19 protein-coding genes and 1 pseudogene are annotated in these 18220 nt (G+C 49.2%); 8 read left to right on the top strand and 12 right to left on the bottom strand.

The annotated features are described in order from the left end of the window. Nucleotides 1-230: 230 nt before the first annotated feature. Nucleotides 231-1334, bottom strand: coding sequence for a cell division protein ZapE (zapE, locus tag EZMO1_RS18785; protein WP_034876321.1), 1104 nt, complete (start codon nucleotides 1332-1334; stop codon nucleotides 231-233). A 433-nt stretch (nucleotides 1335-1767) separates the two neighbouring features. On the opposite strand from zapE, the gene EZMO1_RS18780 reads away from it, so the two are divergent. Further along, nucleotides 1768-2286 carry a Z-ring associated ZapG family protein gene (locus EZMO1_RS18780; RefSeq protein WP_145912663.1) on the top strand — a complete coding sequence of 173 codons (519 nt, stop codon included), beginning with the start codon at nucleotides 1768-1770 and terminating at the stop codon, nucleotides 2284-2286. Between the two features lie 52 nt (nucleotides 2287-2338). Here the strand turns inward: EZMO1_RS18780 and trxB are convergent, their stop codons facing one another. Next, on the bottom strand, nucleotides 2339-3301 hold the full coding sequence (gene trxB, locus EZMO1_RS18775; protein ID WP_034876323.1) for a thioredoxin-disulfide reductase: 963 nt from the start codon (nucleotides 3299-3301) through the stop codon (nucleotides 2339-2341). Between the two features lie 216 nt (nucleotides 3302-3517). Between trxB and cysZ the strand changes: the two genes are divergently transcribed. Continuing rightward, nucleotides 3518-4249, top strand: a complete 732-nt coding sequence (gene cysZ, locus EZMO1_RS18770) for a sulfate transporter CysZ (protein WP_034876326.1) — start codon at nucleotides 3518-3520, stop codon at nucleotides 4247-4249. Between the two features lie 30 nt (nucleotides 4250-4279). Then, entirely contained in the window at nucleotides 4280-4621 is a 342-nt protein-coding gene (locus EZMO1_RS18765) for a histidine triad nucleotide-binding protein (RefSeq protein ID WP_034876328.1), read from the top strand. A 124-nt stretch (nucleotides 4622-4745) separates the two neighbouring features. Here the strand turns inward: EZMO1_RS18765 and EZMO1_RS18760 are convergent, their stop codons facing one another. After that, nucleotides 4746-5156, bottom strand: a complete 411-nt coding sequence (locus EZMO1_RS18760) for an OsmC family protein (protein WP_034876330.1) — start codon at nucleotides 5154-5156, stop codon at nucleotides 4746-4748. Between the two features lie 207 nt (nucleotides 5157-5363). Here EZMO1_RS18760 and crp point away from each other — a divergent pair, with 207 nt between their 5' ends. From crp to sodC, 4 genes are all read left to right on the top strand, one after another. Then, nucleotides 5364-5990, top strand: coding sequence for a cAMP-activated global transcriptional regulator CRP (gene crp, locus EZMO1_RS18755; RefSeq protein WP_413783214.1), 627 nt, complete (start codon nucleotides 5364-5366; stop codon nucleotides 5988-5990). 752 nt (nucleotides 5991-6742) lie between these two features. Next, the gene (locus EZMO1_RS18745; protein ID WP_145912662.1) at nucleotides 6743-7564 is read left to right on the top strand and encodes a transposase; all 822 of its coding nucleotides are present in this window, start codon (nucleotides 6743-6745) and stop codon (nucleotides 7562-7564) included. Next, on the top strand, nucleotides 7470-8171 hold the full coding sequence (locus EZMO1_RS18740; protein WP_222842144.1) for a transposase: 702 nt from the start codon (nucleotides 7470-7472) through the stop codon (nucleotides 8169-8171). The genes EZMO1_RS18745 and EZMO1_RS18740 overlap by 95 nt, the downstream gene beginning before the upstream one ends. Nucleotides 8172-8453: 282 nt before the next feature. Further along, nucleotides 8454-8996: a superoxide dismutase family protein gene (sodC, locus tag EZMO1_RS18735; protein ID WP_034876337.1), complete on the top strand. Its 543-nt coding sequence runs from the start codon at nucleotides 8454-8456 to the stop codon at nucleotides 8994-8996. A gap of 85 nt (nucleotides 8997-9081) precedes the next feature. Here sodC and trpC read toward each other — a convergent pair whose 3' ends face one another. From trpC to EZMO1_RS18710, 5 genes are all read right to left on the bottom strand, one after another. Beyond that, complete coding sequence (gene trpC, locus EZMO1_RS18730) at nucleotides 9082-9885, bottom strand: indole-3-glycerol phosphate synthase TrpC (protein WP_034876340.1); 804 nt, start codon at nucleotides 9883-9885, stop codon at nucleotides 9082-9084. Nucleotides 9886-9911: 26 nt separating this feature from the next. Next, nucleotides 9912-10946: an anthranilate phosphoribosyltransferase gene (trpD, locus tag EZMO1_RS18725; RefSeq protein ID WP_034876342.1), complete on the bottom strand. Its 1035-nt coding sequence runs from the start codon at nucleotides 10944-10946 to the stop codon at nucleotides 9912-9914. 14 nt (nucleotides 10947-10960) lie between these two features. After that, nucleotides 10961-11539 (bottom strand): anthranilate synthase component II, encoded by a 579-nt coding sequence (locus tag EZMO1_RS18720; RefSeq protein WP_034876344.1) that lies wholly within the window; start codon nucleotides 11537-11539, stop codon nucleotides 10961-10963. 1 nt (nucleotide 11540) lies between these two features. After that, complete coding sequence (gene trpE / locus EZMO1_RS18715) at nucleotides 11541-13109, bottom strand: anthranilate synthase component I (protein WP_051790005.1); 1569 nt, start codon at nucleotides 13107-13109, stop codon at nucleotides 11541-11543. A gap of 372 nt (nucleotides 13110-13481) precedes the next feature. Continuing rightward, on the bottom strand, nucleotides 13482-14282 hold the full coding sequence (locus EZMO1_RS18710; protein WP_034876347.1) for an HPr family phosphocarrier protein: 801 nt from the start codon (nucleotides 14280-14282) through the stop codon (nucleotides 13482-13484). Nucleotides 14283-14690: 408 nt separating this feature from the next. Between EZMO1_RS18710 and EZMO1_RS18705 the strand changes: the two genes are divergently transcribed. Further along, entirely contained in the window at nucleotides 14691-15167 is a 477-nt protein-coding gene (locus EZMO1_RS18705; protein ID WP_034876349.1) for a hypothetical protein, read from the top strand. Nucleotides 15168-15389: 222 nt separating this feature from the next. Here the strand turns inward: EZMO1_RS18705 and EZMO1_RS18700 are convergent, their stop codons facing one another. The 4 genes and pseudogenes from EZMO1_RS18700 to EZMO1_RS28275 form a co-directional block, all read right to left on the bottom strand. Next, the gene (locus EZMO1_RS18700; protein WP_413783212.1) at nucleotides 15390-15968 is read right to left on the bottom strand and encodes a transposase; all 579 of its coding nucleotides are present in this window, start codon (nucleotides 15966-15968) and stop codon (nucleotides 15390-15392) included. Between the two features lie 136 nt (nucleotides 15969-16104). Further along, nucleotides 16105-16590 carry a helix-turn-helix domain-containing protein gene (locus EZMO1_RS18695; protein ID WP_051789993.1) on the bottom strand — a complete coding sequence of 162 codons (486 nt, stop codon included), beginning with the start codon at nucleotides 16588-16590 and terminating at the stop codon, nucleotides 16105-16107. A gap of 45 nt (nucleotides 16591-16635) precedes the next feature. Then, nucleotides 16636-17592 carry an IS4 family transposase gene (locus EZMO1_RS26320; RefSeq protein WP_051790007.1) on the bottom strand — a complete coding sequence of 319 codons (957 nt, stop codon included), beginning with the start codon at nucleotides 17590-17592 and terminating at the stop codon, nucleotides 16636-16638. Between the two features lie 242 nt (nucleotides 17593-17834). Further along, nucleotides 17835-17972: pseudogene (locus tag EZMO1_RS28275) on the bottom strand (IS4/Tn5 family transposase DNA-binding protein); the annotation flags it as partial. Nucleotides 17973-18220 lie beyond the last annotated feature (248 nt).

Below are 18220 nucleotides of genomic sequence, written 5' to 3'. Positions count from 1 at the left end.
AAAAAACAGGGGCAATTTATCGACATTTGCAGTCCTCAAAAGATCGTGAACAGCTTTTTAGTGGTGGATTCCCACCTTCGTAGGAATGACGGAAATTCGGAAGTTATTTTGGGACTATTCCTAAACATGAATTGCGCAGCCATTCCAAACCACTGGCTCTGCGTCAGAACTCCTTGCCCGGGGATTTGGACTAGCCTGCTCATGGTCATATTTAGAAAATGGAATTGGTATTAAACGACAGCTGATCGATGTGGCTGTGCCAGATATTCCCGTGACTGCATTTCCTGCAGGCGGCTGATGGTTCGTTGAAACTCAAAGCCCAGCCTGCCATCGGCATAGAGCTCAATTAAAGTGACTTCTGCCGAGACTATCAGCTTGACGTGACGATCGTAAAACTCATCAATAAGATTGATAAAGCGACGAGCCTGATCGTCTTTACTGGCGTCCATTTGTGGAACGCCTTCCAGAATAATGGTCTGGAACAGACAGGCCAGCTCAATATAGTCATTCTGGCTGCGGGGGCCGTCGCATAAAGCTTCAAAGGTGAACCAGCCAAGGTCTTCACAACTGTGTTTGCAGGGGATGTCGCGGCCTGCAATGGTCACAGGTTTGTTGCCAGTGGCATGGTTGAAGTCGGCTGCCAGTGCCGCAAAAGCATTGGTGAGTCGCTCGCCGGTCTGTTCATTGAGTGGGAAATGGTAGGTTTCAGCCTGTTCCAGTAAACGCAGGCGATAATCCACCCCGCCGTCCACATTAATCACTTGTGTGTGTGTTTTCAGCAGCGCAATGGCGGGTAGAAAACGTGCGCGTTGCAGACCGTCTTTATACAGATTGTCGGGTTCAACATTAGACGTTGCAACCAGTGTGACGCCACGCTGAAACAGCTGCTCAAACAACCCGCCAAGAATCATCGCATCGGTGATATCGGACACAAAGAATTCATCAAAGCAGATAATCCGGGTTTCACCGGCAAGCTTTGCAGCCACGTTTTCCAGTGGATTTTTTTCGCCTTCCAGTGCCGTTAATTCAGAATGCACCCGTCGCATAAAATGATGGAAGTGCAAGCGCATTTTCTCTGGAAAGGGCAGGCAGTCAAAAAAGGTATCCATCAGGTAAGTCTTGCCGCGTCCGACACCGCCCCAGAAATAGAGCCCCTGAACCGGGGTTCTGGCTTTTGAGGCAAACGGGTTGAGGCGTTGTATCAGTGAGGGCGGTGGCACCGTAATCAGCTGTTCATACAGGGTTTGCAAATGCTGAACGGCCTGTTGCTGGGCCGGGTCAGACATAAAGTCGTCACGTTTCAGGTCGCGCTGATATCGTTCTTGCGGTGTCATGCTAATTTTTATAACTGCTGGTGATGAGGCAGGTGCTGATCAATGTACCTTCATGTTGCTTTGGCGGCAACCGCCAGAATAAGGTAAAGAGTGAGTAATACCAATCCCCCCTTCTAAACATGAATTGCGCAGCCATTCTGAACAGCAGGATCTGCGTTGGTACTCCTCGCAATAGCTGGCTATTACTCGTCGTCCCGCCTTGCCCTGAAGTTCATAATGACTTGCTCATGTTCATATTTAAAAGGCGGAATTGGTATAACCAGCGTAAAGATCCGGCAGACCTATGTATACTTTGCCATGGAAAAATTATAACGTTAGTGAATCTTGGCAAACTGGCCTTCAGTATCAGGGAGTGACTTCACGATAAACGGTGAGCACTGTCCGGGTGACAGGCAGAGTCAGAACGTACCATTGAGGCAATACTGTGGAAGAAATGAATGTACTTTGGTTTGTAGGCAGTCTGGCATTTCTGGGGGGGATGCTGGCAGGGGCGTTGCTTTATCATCTGCTGGGCGGGTCAAACTCCGAGCGGGGTAAACTGCAAAATCAGCTGGATGATCTACAGAATGACTTTAAAGATTACCAGAACAAAGTATCTGACCATTTTGGTACCACTGCACATCTCATTAATAAACTGACCGACAGCTACCGTGATGTGCACGAACATATGGCAAGCGGTGCAGAGAATCTGTGTGAAGATGAAGCCGTAAAAAACCGTCTGAGCGATGCCTTGCTCAGCAGTAATGCCCTGCTGTCGGGTAACATCACCAAACGCAGAACCGAACGCCCAAAGGCGGTGGAGCAGCCAAAGGACTACGCTCCTAAAAATGCACCTGACGAAAAGGGAACCTTGTCTGAAGAGTTTGGTGTGAAATCTGAAGAAAAACCAGCTGCACCTGTGGTTGAAGTCGAAGCTGTTGGCCCGGTGGCTGAAGAGAAACAGGCTAGTTGAGATAGCCGTGCAGGTTGGGAGGTATTTCGTTTTTCCCAACCTGCAGATGTTTTTAAGCCAGAGAATCCAGATACTTTTCAGCATCCAGAGCCGCCATGCAGCCAGTGCCTGCCGAAGTGATGGCCTGACGGTAAACATGATCCATCACATCCCCTGCCGCAAACACACCTTCTTTAGACGTTAGAGTAGCGTTACCTTCCAGACCATTGCCAACGATAATGTAGCCGTCTTTCATGTCCAGCTGATCAGCAAAAATGCCGGTATTAGGTGTGTGACCAATAGCGATAAAGCAGCCAAGAGCGTCAATCTCCTGAGCTTCATCCGTCAGTACGTTTTTAACCCGTACACCAGTCACTCCCATGTCATCACCCAGCACTTCTTCCAGAACGGAGTCCAGCACCAGACGCATGTTGCCATTGTTTACCCGGTCCATCATTTTGTCCTGAAGAATCTTCTCGGCACGGAAACCCTGACGACGGTGGATGACGGTGACGGTTCTGGCAATGTTGGACAGATACAGCGCTTCCTCAACAGCAGTGTTGCCACCGCCCACCACGACCACGTCTTTGTTTTTGTAGAAAAAACCGTCGCAGGTGGCACAGGCTGATACGCCTTTGCCTTTGAAAGCTTCTTCGCTATCGAGGCCCAGGTAACGGGCGCTGGCACCGGTAGCAATGATCAGTGCGTCGCAGGTGTAGGTGTTGGAACCTTTCAGGGTGTAAGGCTTCTGGCTGAAGTCAACTTCTTCAATATGGTCGAACAGGATTTCTGTGCCAAAACGTTTGGCGTGAGCTTCCATGTCAACCATCAGTCCCGGTCCTTGCAGACCTTCTGCGCCACCGGGCCAGTTATCCACATCGGTAGTGGTGGTCAGCTGTCCACCCTGCTGCATGCCGGTGATCATAACCGGATTAAGGTTGGCTCGGGCGGCATAAACAGCCGCTGTGTATCCAGCAGGGCCTGACCCGAGGATGAGCAGGCGGCAGTGTCTGGCAGAAGGTGAGGCTTCGCTCATTGTTATACTCCTTGGAATGCAGCATCCTGCAGATGTCAGCGTAGGTATTGTTGAAACTGAGAGCAATAATAACACCGGTCTGAATGATAACCAGAGAGTATTAATAAATTACTGTTTGAGAGTGACTGCTTTTCGATTCGGTCACTGATACTTCCCATTGATATACTGGTGCGCATAGCTTGCCGTATTCCAATAACTGAGCATAGAGCCAAGAGCATGAAAGAGTCTGTTGCCCGGGGGCCGGGGTATTTTCTGGAAGGTCTGAAAATGTTGCCAGACCCTGCGATCCGATGGTTTGTCCTGTTTCCACTGGTGATCAACCTGTTGGTGTTTGGCGGACTGATCTATTGGACGTTTCGGCAGTTTGGACTCTGGATGGAAGAGCTGTTTGGCTGGATTCCTGCCTGGCTGTCGTTTCTGGAATATCTACTGTGGCCTCTGCTGTCCATGGCCGTGCTGGGCGCAGTGTTCTTTACCTTCACAATTCTGGGTAATTTAATTGCAGCGCCATTCAATGGTTTGTTGGCAGAAAAAGTACAGAGACTTAATGGTGCGGATGATCTGCCGGATTATGAGCTGAAAGACTGGCTGATTCTGTTGCCCCGAACCGTGTGCCGGGAACTCAGGAAACTGGTTTATTATTTGCCCAAGGCAGTGGTGTTGCTGATTTTGTCCATTATTCCGGTGGTGAATCTGGTCAGCCCGGTACTCTGGTTTTTGTTCAACAGTTGGATGATGTCCATTCAGTATTGTGATTATGCGGCAGATAACCGTGGAGTGTCGTTCAGTGACATGCTCCTCAGGCTCAGGGAACAGCGAACCCGTGTCTGGGGGTTTGGGGCAACGGTCTCTTTATTGTTGCTGGTGCCGTTTATAAATCTGGTGATCATGCCTGCCGCCGTGGTAGGTTCTACCCTGTTGTGGGAGCGTGAGATTGAACGTTCCTGATTATTCTGATGACAGAACGGAGAACCGTTGATGAGCTGTCTTTTCTGTAAGATGGTGGACGGAGAAATCCCCACAGACAAGGTGTATGAAGACGATGAGCTGCTGGCCTTTCGGGATATAAACCCGCAGGCTCCGACCCATATCCTGATTATTCCCAAAAAACACATTGCCACACTGAACGATGCTTCTGTGGATGATCAGTTGCTGCTGGGGAAAATTATGCTGAAAGCCAAAGAGCTGGCGGCTGAAGAAGGGCTGGCAGAAGACGGTTATCGGGTTGCACTGAACTGCAACAGTCACGGCGGACAGTCTGTGTACCATATCCACCTGCATCTGCTGGGTGGTCGTCAGATGGCATGGCCTCCGGGCTAAGGGGAGTAGCAGGTAAAAACATCCTGTTGTCGTTCCCGCGCAGGCGGGAACCCACCGTGAACAGTGGATCTCCGCCTTCGCGGAGATGACGGATGCAGCATTGCTACTATTCTAAGCCCGATGATCAGGCGTCAATCACCTCATAACTGTGAGTGACTTCAACCCCGCCTTTACCCAGCATGATGGAAACCGAGCAGTATTTGTCGGCAGACAGATCCACCGCGCGCTTAACCAGAGCTTCTTTAATATCTTTGCCTGTCACTACAAAGTGCAGATGAATTTTGGTGTAGATGGCAGGAACGGCATCGGCACGTTCAGCTTTAATCTCGACTCTGCAGTCTGCCACATTCTGGCGCGATTTTTGCAAAATACTCACGACATCAACCGATGAACAGCCGCCAACACCCATCAGAACCATTTCCATAGGAGAAGGGGCTGATTTGTCACCTGGCTGCGCGTCCATGATCACGGAGTTGTTACTGTCGGTGAGACCCAGAAAACGATCATCGCCAACCCATTTAACCTGAGCTTGCATTGTAATATCCCTTAAATGAAGGCTTTAAACCGGATGTAAAACGGCTGAGAACACGTTAAACTCCGTGTACCTTGAATTCGCTAATCAAAGGCTGTCTGCGAAGGGTATAGGAAAAAAATGACGCGAACCAGTCAAGCCTGAGAGTCGTAACGGCTACTTCTCTTTATCAGGATAACTAGAACAAAAGTCTGGAAGAGTATAATGACCATGATTGCGCAGTCAGATAGCAGGATAGAAAAGCTTCTGTCCGTCGGAAAACGCAAGAACTACAAGCCCAAGAGCACAATTCTCTGTGCCGGTGAAGCCTCAACGGCTATCTACTACATCATCAAAGGCACGGTGTCTGTTGTTATTGAAGATAATGACGGGCGCGAAATGATTGTGACTTATCTGAATCCCGGTCAGTATTTTGGCGAGATGGGTCTGTTTGATGACAGTCAGGCACCAAGAAGCGCCTGGATCAAGGCGCGGTCTGCCTGTGAAGTGGCGGAAGTCAGCTTTGATCAGTTTCATGAACTGATCCGGGAAGACCCTGAGTTGCTGTTGTCGTTATCGGGCCAGCTGGTTAACCGGCTGAAGGAGACAACCCGGAAGGTGGGTGATCTGGCTTTTCTGGACGTCAGTGGTCGTGTTGCCCGCACCCTGCTGGAGCTGTGTAAGCAACCGGATGCCATGACCCATCCGGACGGTATGCAGATAAAAATTACACGGCAGGAAATAGGCCGGATTGTTGGCTGTTCCCGCGAAATGGTTGGGCGGGTGTTGAAAGATCTTGAGTCCAAGGGGCTGATTTCGGTCAAGGGTAAAACCATGGTGGTGTTTGGTACCCGCTAACGATTAGCAGGTGCAATCAGGCGACCACGTCATAATAAATTCTGCCATCGTTTTTAACACGCCAGCCCCCTGATTTCATGCCATCCCGGTTCTAATTGTTGTGGAAAAGTGGGAGAGGTGATCACAGATCGGGCATCCATGACAAAACTGAACTGTCTTGCAGTGCCGTCGGGCATAGGGTCGGTGTATTTGCCGGTGGCTCTTTATGGATTCCGGAAGGTTGGTAGAAAAATATCAAAAAGCTCGCTGGTAGCTGCTAAATTCTCTGGCCTACAGAGCATTTTTTTCAGAAAAAATTCAGTCTTCGGTCGTAGCCCCCTGAAACACACCCCCTGAAACATATAAAGAGCCTTGTTGAATACGCTGAGGATCAGCCGTTCTACCTAACTGGAATTTATTGGGTTGTTGATGATCAGGTAATACCAATTCCGTCTTCTAAACATGAATTGCGCAGCCATTCCAAACCGCTGGTTCTGCGTCAGAACTCCTCGCAATAGCCAGCTATTACTCGTCGTTCTTCCTTGCCCAGCGATTTGGATTGGCTTGCTCATGGTCATATTTAGAAAACGGAATTGGTATAACTCGATGCTGCAGTTTTTGATATTTGAGGGAGAGCAGGAAATGGCAGGGTGGCATAAGAGCAGACTACTACTGCAGCTCCGAATTCAAGCCTTGCGAGATTCCATCATAGCCACAGCAGCAGGTTGGAGGTAAGATCTCATAGGAACTTAATAACCGTCAAGTGTCGTATCTTGCTAATTCGCCCATTACCCGTTGTCACTGCCTTTCTGGATGCTTTGAATGATTCGCTCAAGTCCATCAATTCCTCTGCGCAGTTGAGTAGATCCCAGAAAGTGGCACTGGGCGTTTTTATCATGGGAATCGTGGTAACTAAAACTATTAACTGGGCTGCTTTTGAGCGCAGAAGCTTAGGCAGATTCAAAGCGACCCGTCTGTGCTGGATGTTTTATCAAGCAGAAATTGCATGGCAAAGCCTGCTACAGGCCAGCGTCAGAAATATTCTTCTACGCTATGGAATACAAAGTGGAACCCTTGCTATCGACGATACAGGAAAAAAGCGCACTAAAAGGACTTCAAAAATCGACGGTGCCCATAAGATAAAAGACAAATCAACAGGTGGTTATTTTAATGGGCAGGAACTGGTGTTTATGGTGCTCGTTACTGAAGTAGCTACCTTTCCAGTAGGGTTTCGCTTTTATATTCCTGACCCTGAGTTATCTGCATGGAGGAAGAAAGACAAGGCGCTCAGGAAGCAAGGCATTCAGAAAAAAGAACGACCGAACCGTCCTGAGCCAGATCATGTTCGTTACCCCACCATGCAGTCGTTGACGCTGGTTATGCTGCAAGAATTTGTTGATTCGTTTCCCAACATTACGATCAAAGCAATTCTCGCTGATGCACTGTATGGCACAGGAGACTTTATGGATAAGGCTGCGGAAATAACAGGCGGAGCCCAGGTTGTCAGCCAACTGCGCTCGAATCAGAAAGTATCCAACCGAAACCCACTCGGAAGCGACTCTCAAAGCTTACTTTTCGCGCCAGAAAGGCGCTGAAACTCAACTCATAATACGCGGTGGCAAAGAAGAGCAGGTCACGATGCTGGCTGCTCGGCTGTATGTTAAGGCTCATGGGAAAAGACGTTTTGTTATTGCCCTGAAGTATGAGGGTGAAGAGGATTATCGCTATCTGGTGGCTTCAGATATGTCATGGCGGCATACCGACATAGCCAGGATTTACACCTTGAGGTGGTTGGTCGAGGTTTTCATTCAAGACTGGAAAGCTCATTGTGGCTGGAACAGGTTGAGCAAACAGCAAGGTGCTGACGGATCGCAGCGCGGCGTGATCCTGAGCCTGCTGTGCGAACACATGCTGTTACTGCACCCTGAGCAATTCGTCCTACTGAAAAACAAACAGGCCGGAATGCCCGCAGGCTGTCTGATCGAACGCCTCAATGCAGAAGCCTTGCTTGCTACGGTGAAATCAGTGGTTGAATCGGAAGATCCAGATACCGAGCTTAAGGCTCTGGCCTTAGCCTTAGAGCATACTTTGCCCAAGCGGGAGTCGAGCAGGCATATGGCTGGTAGAGACCTGGGAGAACAAAAGGCAACTGACTCACTCAAAGCACACGCCCGGAAGTTTAAACTTTTAGATGCAGCTTAGAATCGAGATAAATACGTTACTTGTTTAGGTAAAACTGCAGCATCGAGTATAAAGGGGCTGCTGACAGGGAAATGGCAGCGATAGAAGCAGCCAGAGTGGCAGCGATGGAAACAGTCATCAACCGTCGTGCAGTCAGGTACAAAGGTTTCACATTCGCGGTTCATCCGTTAAAAGCAGCATTAGCATAGTTCAGGCCGGGGTATGGCTGATGGTTGAAATTTCATTGGGAACTCTGTTCGTGGCTGGCTATATTTGCAGGTAGTCTTAACAAAGAGTCAGATTATGAAAATTACTAAGATTCGTCTGTCTTTAACGCTGGGAGCTTCGTTGCTCGCGGCCGCTATTTTGACAGGTTGTTCTTCCGATAACTCGGTGCAGGTAGTCATGAATCAGGTGTCGCCGGACGGTATCGGGCCGGAAATCGGGACTATTACTCTGGAAGATGTGTCAGGAGGACTTCAGTTTACCCCTGACCTTTATGATCTGGTACCCGGAGAGCACGGTTTCCATGTTCATGAAAACCCGTCGTGCGATCCGGGAGAGAAAGACGGCAAGATGGTAGCAGCGCTGGCGGCAGGTGGTCATTACGATCCGGACAATACGGGTCGGCACGCCGGACCTGAAGGTAACGGACACAGAGGTGACCTTCCTGTTCTGGTGGTTGATGACAAAGGGTTTGCCAAATCACCGGTAGTGGCAAGACGTTTAAAGCTGTCTGAAGTGAAAGGGCGTTCTTTGATGATTCATGCAGGAGGCGATAACTATTCTGACAACCCACCTATGGGTGGTGGCGGTGCCAGAATAGCTTGTGGTGTTGTGAAGTAGCTGAAATGTATAGATTTCATGACTTAACCGAGCCGACTTTACTCTTTAGGCAGTCAGCTCGGAAAAGCTGGTCAAAATGAATTAATCAGAGCTGATGTCCAAATAAGGCCTTCAGCCCCTCTCCGGGATTATCCTGTCGCATAAAGGCTTCACCAACGAGGAAGTTGTTGACCCCTTTCGCAAACATGGCATCTACGTCTTCAACGGTATGTATACCACTCTCGGTAATCACTTTACGACCGGCAGGAATTAAAGGTAACAGCTCAAAGGTATTATCCAGTGTTACTTCAAAGGTGTGCAGGTTACGGTTGTTAATACCAAGCAAGGTGCCTTCCAGTGGCAGTGCGCGTTTGAGTTCATCGGCACCGTGTACCTCAACCAGTACGTCCATGCCCAGATCCAGCGCAACACTGCTCATTTCAACCAGCTGCTCGTCGGTCAGGCAGGCAACAATCAGCAAAACGCAGTCGGCACCGAGCATACGGGATTCGTAGATCTGCCACACATCCACCATGAAATCTTTGCGTAAAACCGGTAGTGAGCAGGCGTCGCGGGCTTCCTGAAGGTATTGCTCTGAACCCTGAAAGAAATCCTGATCAGTCAGAACCGACAGACAGCTGGCGCCGGCCTGCTCGTAACTTCTGGCAATCTCTGTCGGATGAAAGTCTTCCCGGATCACGCCTTTGCTGGGGGACGCTTTCTTGATTTCGGCAATAATGCCCGCCTGACCTTCAGAGGATCGGCGTTCAAGGCTTTTGGCAAAACCACGAGCAGGCTCTGCAGCCCGGGCTTTGGCAATAACGTCATCGATATCTAACGATTTTTGTCGTTCAGCAATCTCTTCAAACTTGCGTTCGACGATCGTCGTGAGAATGGTTGGTGTAGACATAAACTCTCCTGCTTATCCCCGGCCTGTTATTCAGCCAGTGCCTGAGTAAAGATGGACAGTTCCTGCAGTTTTTCCAGAGCCAGGCCACTGCTAATGATATCCTGTGCCATAACAACACCCTGGGCGATGGTTTGGGTCACTCCCGAAACGTAGATGGCTGCACCGGCATTCAGGGCAATCATATCTGCGGCTTTTCTGGCATTGGCATTGTCGCGCTTGCCAAGAGCATTCTTGATCAGCTCCAGAGATTCGGTGGAGTTTTCAACACTCAGTCCGATCAGACTCTGGGATTTGATATCAAAGTCTTCCGGTTTAATGGTGAATTCTGAGATCTGTCCGTCTTTCAGTTCCGCCACAAACGTTTCACTGGCTATGCTGATTTCATCCAGACCGTCCTGGGAATGAACCACCATAACGTGTTTATTACCCAGTTCTTTCAGTACTTCTGCCATAGGTCGGCACAGTTCACGGGTGAACACACCAATGACCAGATTAGGCACGCCTGCCGGATTGGACATGGGGCCAAGGATATTGAAAAAGGTTCGAACACCAAGCTCTTTGCGGATAATGGCGACATTTTTTGTAGCCGCGTGGTGTGCAGGTGCAAACATAAAGCCTACACCGACCTCTTCAATGCAGCGGGCTACCTGAGCCGGAGAAATATTCAGGTTCACGCCGCTTTGTTCCAGCAGGTCGGCGCTACCGCTGGAGCTGGATACACCACGGTTGCCGTGTTTGGCAACATGAGCGCCTGCTGCTGCTGCCACAAAGGAAGAAGCCGTTGATACGTTAAACAGCTGGGCTTCATCGCCACCGGTGCCCACAATATCAACCAGGTGGTCAGCGCTGACATTGACGTGAGTGGCCATTTCCCGCAGTACGGTGGTGGCGCCGGTAATTTCCTCGATGCTTTCACTCTTCATGCGCATGGCGGTCAGGAACGCACCAATCTGGCTCTGGGTACACTGGCCGGACATGATGTCGCGCATCACATCAATCATGTCGTCACGGCTCAGGTCGAGGTTTCGGACTGCCAGTGAAATCGCTTCTTTTATAGTCATAATGGTTGCTCTAATCAGGTCTTCAGAAAGTTTGCCAGCATGTCATGACCGTTGTGGGTCATGATGGATTCCGGATGGAACTGCACGCCTTCAACGGGCAGGGTTTTGTGACGCACGCCCATGATTTCATCTTCACGGCCATCATCAAACTGCGTCCACGCGGTGACTTCGAGGCAGTCTGGCAGTGACTCTTTTTCAATGATCAGGGAATGGTAACGGGTAGTCGTTACCGGGTTGGGCAGTCCGGCAAACACACCTTCGTTTTTATGATAAATCGGAGAAGTTTTGCCATGCATCACCTGACGGGCGCGAACAATGTTGCCGCCGTAAACCTGACCAATGCTCTGGTGCCCGAGGCAAACCCCCAGAATAGGCAGCTCTCCCTGAAAACGACGGATGGTTTCCATGGAAATCCCGGCTTCATTGGGTGTGCAGGGGCCGGGAGAAATGACAATACGTTTTGGATTGAGCTTCTCTATCTGTGCAATGGTGATCTCGTCGTTGCGATGGACTTCAACCTTTGCTCCCAGCTCACCAAAGTACTGCACCAGATTCCAGGTAAAGGAGTCGTAGTTGTCAATCATCAACAGCATATTACTTCTCCTCCATCATGCTGGTGGTTTGGCGCGCTGTTTGTTTGCGCTCAAGGCTGTGTTTGCGCTCAGGGCTGTGTTTGCGCTCAGGGCTGTGAATAAAACCGGTTTGAGCCATGGCTACTGCGCGGAACAGAGCCCGACCCTTGTTCATGGTTTCTTTCCATTCCAGTTCGGGAATGGAATCCGCCACAACACCGGCACCGGCCTGAACGTGAAGCTGACGATCCTTTATCACCGCAGTGCGAATGGCAATGGCGGTATCCATATTGCCGTTCCAGCCAAGATAGCCTATTGCACCACCGTAGACACCGCGCTTTACCGGTTCCAGCTCATCAATGATTTCCATGGCTCGTACCTTGGGCGCACCACTGAGGGTACCGGCAGGCAGAGTGGCTTTGAGTACATCAATGGCATCCAGTCCCGGTTTTAAACGTCCAGTGACGTTAGAAACAATGTGCATGACATGGGAGTAACGCTCGACAATCATTTTGTCGGTCAGATTGACGGAGCCGGTTTCTGCCACACGACCAACGTCGTTTCGACCAAGGTCGATCAACATCAGGTGTTCGGCCAGCTCTTTCGGGTCGTTCAGCAGTTCCTGCTCAAGAGCCCGGTCTTTTTCTTCGGTTGCCCCCCGCTTACGGGTACCGGCAATGGGGCGTACCGTGATTTCGCCATTATCCAGACGCGCAAGAATCTCTGGTGACGAGCCGACCACATGAAATTCCCCTAGATCCATGTAGTACATATAAGGCGATGGATTAGTACTACGCAGGGCACGGTATAGATTCAGAGGAGAGCTGTCGTAGGGAATGGTCATGCGCTGGGAAGGCACAACCTGCATGGCGTCGCCAGCCAGTATGTACTGACGAATGGTTGCCACAGCAGCCTTGAAAGGCGCTTCGCCAAAACCGGACTGGAAGTCTTCTTCGGTCACCGGATTCAGTGATGCCTGAACCGGTGGCTGAACATTGGTGGTTTGCAGACGGCGAACCAGATCATCCAGCCGGAATTCTGCTTTCTCAAGGGCAGCTTCGTCGGACGCCTCAGCGTGAGTGACCAGAATCAGTTTACCGCTGAGGTTATCGAACACCACCAGTTCATCGGAAATCATCAGCAGTATGTCAGGCGTTCCGAGTTCATCATGGGGTGTGGAGTGTTGCAGGCGGGGTTCAATATAACGGACGGTGTCGTAAGCGAAGTAGCCGACCAGCCCGCCGGTAAAGCGTGGCAGCTCCGGCAGCTCCGGCATTTTGTAGCGTTCTTTAAACTGATTGATAAAAGCCAGCGGATCTTCTACTTCATGGCGCTCGACGATTTCACCATCGGTTTCCAGAGTGACTGTGTAACCATGAACCCTGAGAACACTGCGACAAGGCAGGCCGATCATGGAGTAACGACCCCATTTCTCTCCGCCCTCAACAGACTCCAGCAGGTAGGAATACCGGCCGTTGGCCAGCTTGAGATAGGTGGTTAAAGGTGTATCCAGATCCGCCAGGATTTCCCGGGTAACGGGAATGCGATTGTATCCTTCACGGGCCAGACGCACGAACACTTCAGGCGTCATAACAGTCTCTTGTCAGTAACGGTTTATTATGAAACGGTCATCACTCGGGGTGATGCTGGTCAGCACAGGGCTGCTAAAAACGGAGTGCGGCTATCAGCCTTGAATATTTCAGGCGCAAGGCCAGGCAGACCATCGCCAGGAAGGGATAGCTTGGGAGAAAGGGCTGTTTGGCACCATGTCACAGTGGTTCACTGCTGACTCCACGCTATGTCGTTTGGGTCGTGTCAGCCGTAAAATCAGGCTGACACAGGGTGATCAGTTTCGAGGCTCAAAGAGTATACGACTGCTGTGCGTATTGCAAATGTCCGAAGGGCAGTAGGTACTCCCTGTTGAAGGTGCTATAGAACCTGCTCTATAGCGCGGACTGATTGATTAATCTGCCGTGTGTCCTTTGCTGAAAGAGAATTGTCTACCTTTGTGCATGGCCTGTTTCAGGATGGCAACGGCTTCTTCCGAGTCGGCCTGAGTACCCAGTACTCTCATCTCAATCTGATGACCAGTTGATACGGTTAATGACAGCAAGCCGGTGAAGCTTTTGGCATTAACAAATTTTGCCCCTTTGCTGGCATTGCGAATTTCTACCTTGCTATCGAGTTTGCGTACTCTGGAGGCAAAGAATTTTGCATTCTGAATCAGTGACTGCTGTTCGGATGTTACAGAGAGTTTGTGATAAATGTATTCACTGGCCACATTTGGCAGCATTTTTTCGCCGGAGATATTGGCCCAGACATCATTAAAGGTTGCCTGTCCCAGACGATCCGTCAGCAGTTTATCGTCGTTCCATGACTGAATTTTGTTGAGCAGGCTCAGGAAATTGGTGTCTTCACGGGTAACAGAAACAGCTACAAAAAGACTGATGGTTTTTTCTTCAATCGTACCGGTTTCCATGTCTTCGGTAAGATATTTGACTGGAGACCTGGTGGTGACCACGGCAATGCCTGTATGACTGGCTTCTGTGACGGTTGTCATCAGAATGCGTTCACCGTCGAGCAGCTCTTCATAAAACTCGGACTGACCCTGATCATTCGAATAGTAACCTTCACCTTTCAGCATGGCCAGGGCAAAGCCTTTCAATACTTCCGGGTTATCCGATGTTGGATGGTGGCAGATCAGAGATTGTGAATAGATCGGTTTAGTGATCCCTGTTTCAATGGTTTGTTCAGCAGCAGTCATACTTCCCCCATGACTGATTCAGGCAGTCAGCAAATTGGTAAGAGGCTGTTTGGAAAGTAACGCCCGTAGCGAGGATCGTAGAAAATTGAGGATAAATATTCGGTTTTGAGAGGTGAATAGCAAGCTATTCAACGAACAAAAGCGGATATTTAGACCAATTTGCTACGACCGCAGTAGGGCAGGTACTTTTCAAACAGCCTCTAAGGTAATGATATGGTTTGCAAGATAAATGAAGGTTGTCGTCGTTTTGTTGATTGGGATCAAATAACAGGAATTGAAGTGTCTACACTGTGAAATTGATTGCCTTTATGTTGTTTTCGGTCAATTCTTGTTGTTTGGTTGTTGAGCAGTGTCAGCGTTGAAGGCTGAGAATCTTATTTTGATGAAAACCTTTTTAAGGCATAGTGCATGTTTGAAAATCCGTTTAACAAAACTCTGGATACTGATCGCCACTCTATCTGGCTGATGCTGGTGGAAAAGGACATTTTGGCTTTTGGGCAAAGTGACTGGGATCTGATAGCCAGCGATTTTTATGAAGACGGATTTACAGGTGTGGACTGTTGCCATTCAAACAATCCGGATCATTGGAAACTTAACTTTCCGTCGCTGAACAGCTATTCAGAACGCTGGAAAAAGCGAAGCGCTGAAATAACCAGGGATCATCAGCCTGTGGATCTGATTCGTGACTTGTATGATGTCACTCTATTGAATGACATTGATATCAATGGAAACGAAGCAATAGCGCATAAAAAGTTCAATGGTCATGTGCGCTTGAGCGGCGAATCGGACATTGTTATGAATTGGCAAACGCTCTATTACCTGAGAAAAATGGAGGGTATTTGGAAGATTACCGGATTCATTGGGTACTTGCCTTTTGAACAGTGACAGTCTGACAGGGTTCTATTCTCTTTCTGACTTCCCCGACCTGATACAGGCTATCTCTTTAACACATCTCTACACCCCAGAACTGGCGAGCCATGCGCCAGACCTCGACGCCAATCTGTAGCTTTGCCCAGCCCTTCCAAATTGCCAGCCAACCAGGGCGACCTGTGCGTTTGGAGTTGCACCAGCCACCTAGTGCTGGAAAGCTCTAATATCCATACACTCTTATGCTTGCAGAGGCCGAGCCCGATAAGTCCACTTAAAAGGCTTGGCCATCCGCTCATTGAAGAAATCTACAAAACCATGAAGTCTGGTTTTCAGGTCTTCAGTTGATGTAAATATGCCTCTTTTCAAAAACCGTCTCACCAAAATGGAAAACCAGATTTCAATTTGATTCAGCCATGATGCGTGCTTTGGCGTGTAATGAAATACTACTTTATGGGATGGGTCACTGAGGTAAGCCGCCCGAGTTTCCATATTTTTCAAAATACCGGATTTACCTTTGACGCCAAGCTCATTAGCTGGTGTGTTTTCGATAGCTGCAACCTTCATGACAGCCGCTTCTGACATGTGTGTATTGAGCTGATCCATGACCAAATGCCAACCTGCTGCCTTTGGGTCACTGGCCAGAACAAGATCCAGCCAGTCAGCAAAATCCTGCTCTGTTCGAGTATCTCTAATAAGAGGAATTATCTTTCCTGTAGCCACATCCATACCGGCCAGCAAAGCTTGCGTTCCATGACGAGTATACTCAAACTCACGCTTTTCTATGTGACCCGGCTTAACCAGTTTGTTTGGTTTCACGGGCTCCAGAGCTTGCATGCCTGTTTTTTCATCAAAGGAAAAGGTATTGATGCCTTGCTCTGCACGCTTAACGGCTTTCTGATAGGTGTCACATATATCGGCGCAGCGGATTTCAAACGCTTCATCTTTCGGAGTATCAACCCAGCCTTTGACCTTGTCTGGACGAATGTCGGCCTGATTTTAAAAAACGCCCCACCTGTCTCTGCGAGATGGATGAGACAATTTTTTTGTCTACTGCCACCATGGCTAATAAGCTTTCTGACCAATGGCTGAAGGGGTAGCCATGGTCTTCTGGCTTGTCGCAAGACAGGGCAATAATCTGGCAAATCTGTTCAGCGGTAAACTTGGGCGGAGTGCCCGGCCTTTGGGCTTCTTTCAGCTTTTCCAGGGTGGATTGGTCACCAGGTCGTTCGACCCAGTGCTTGCGCCAGCGGGTAACCGTTTCTCTGGTACATTTTAATTTTTTAGCTGTTCCGAGCAGGCTTTTACCTTCTGCACCAGCCAGTATGATTTTGGCTCTGAGCACAAGTGACTGACTACTTTTGCGTCTGCGGACTATGAGCTCAAGGTCTTTACGCTGCTGGTCTGACAAGACGATTTTCTGGGTGTGTTTTGACTGCATCCGTGCTGCTTCTGACAAAGCTGGGGGGCGAAAAATGGATGCAGATCAGAACACAACATGAGGTGTATGTATATTAGAGCTTTCCAGCACTAGTTTGGCAATGGTTTGGAACAACCAAATCAACGATGGCGGCTTGTCTGGTAACTTTTTACTTTCCATCTTTAACCAAAGCACCTGCCACTCATCATCACTGACTACCTGATTGGCTGGTGTTTCTTCATGCCACACTTCGTCATCAGTCCGCACATAAGGCAGCATGAGCGCCTCGCGTATTTGTATCAGCCTAACAGCCACAAACATCAGTATCACGGCCATGCGTTCAAGGTTATCTGCGCTTTGCATACGCTGACGCTCAACACCAGCACCTGTTTTCCAAGCTTTGTGAAATTCTTCTATGCGCCAACGGAGTTCATAAAACCGTAGCACCTTACGACAGTCTTCAAATGTCGCAACGGGCTCTGTGGTTAAAAGAATCCAGCACAGCTTATCTTCAGCGTCGTTCTTGATTTCCTGTGCTGTAACAACATTAACCTTGATTGGTTGAAGCCGACCTCCGGGTCTTTGTGGTGATTGAATGGTGACGCTTTTACTCTTTATTTGCAGGGTGGCCTTTCGCTCTTTTCTGCCACCACGCTGCGGGATTATAACGGTATAGCTACCCAGTACAGGCGTTTCTGCAACGGCATCAAACAGTAGTTTGTCGTTATCAATCAGGGTTCTGTTCTGTGTTGCCCGGACGATGAATCGCTGGTCATGTTTAAGCTTGTAGAGGGTATATTCGAAAATATCCGCTTCACGGTCACAGACGCTGATCGTTTTAGCCATAGCCTCACCCAACCTGCGCTCAATATTTTCTGAAGACTGCTGCCATTTAAAGCTCTCCTTCTCTTCGTAAGGTCGCTGTTTGCGTTGATGCTTTTGGCCACGCTGATCGTCATCTCTGATCCAGCGCTGCTGGTCAATGAGCCCCAAAGTCCGTTCTGTTTCGGCATCCAGCAACATAACAGAGTGAGCCCAAAACCCCTTGTTATGGCGTCTTTCGGTCCACCCAAATCACCAAGCCCTGACCTTGCGGAATGTTTGTAACCAAGGGTTGTTGAATCCTCAAGAGCCAGAATAAGTTCAGAGTCCTGAAGAGCATGCAGAGTTGCTTGAAAGCCAGCCTCGGCAATGGCTTCAGGCTTAACAGCTTCATTTTCAATTAAGCGGTAACCGCCAACCAATAAGGACAGGTCACCTTCACAAGACTCAGCCAATGACGAACCCGTATGAGCGGATAGTTCCGCTGCTGTGTGCACCAGCCTTTTTGTACGACGTTGATCACCCAAATCAGCGCACCCAAAAGTAAGTTCTGCCCATTGTTCAGGAGGAAGTGGAAGCACAATCTTGACTCATCTGAAAAAAGGATAAGCCAAGATTAGGAGATGTGTTAAAGAGATAGCTGAGTAGAGAGGGAGTACGAATGGGAAGGTGCTTAATAAATGGCACTAACTTAACGAAAAAAATCTTGAAAATAATAATATTTAGGGCATCACTTGATGAATACGGAGCATAGGTTGGGACGAGTGGGGCGCGACTCTCAACACGGTGATTTTCTGCATGGTACGAAAGCAAAGCAGTTATCAAGACC

It is taken from the genome of Endozoicomonas montiporae CL-33, assembly GCF_001583435.1.
GTDB classification, from domain to species: Bacteria; Pseudomonadota; Gammaproteobacteria; order Pseudomonadales; family Endozoicomonadaceae; genus Endozoicomonas_A; species Endozoicomonas_A montiporae.
The sequence above is the reverse complement of the archived record's forward strand: the minus strand, read 5'-3'. Positions and strand labels throughout refer to the sequence as shown.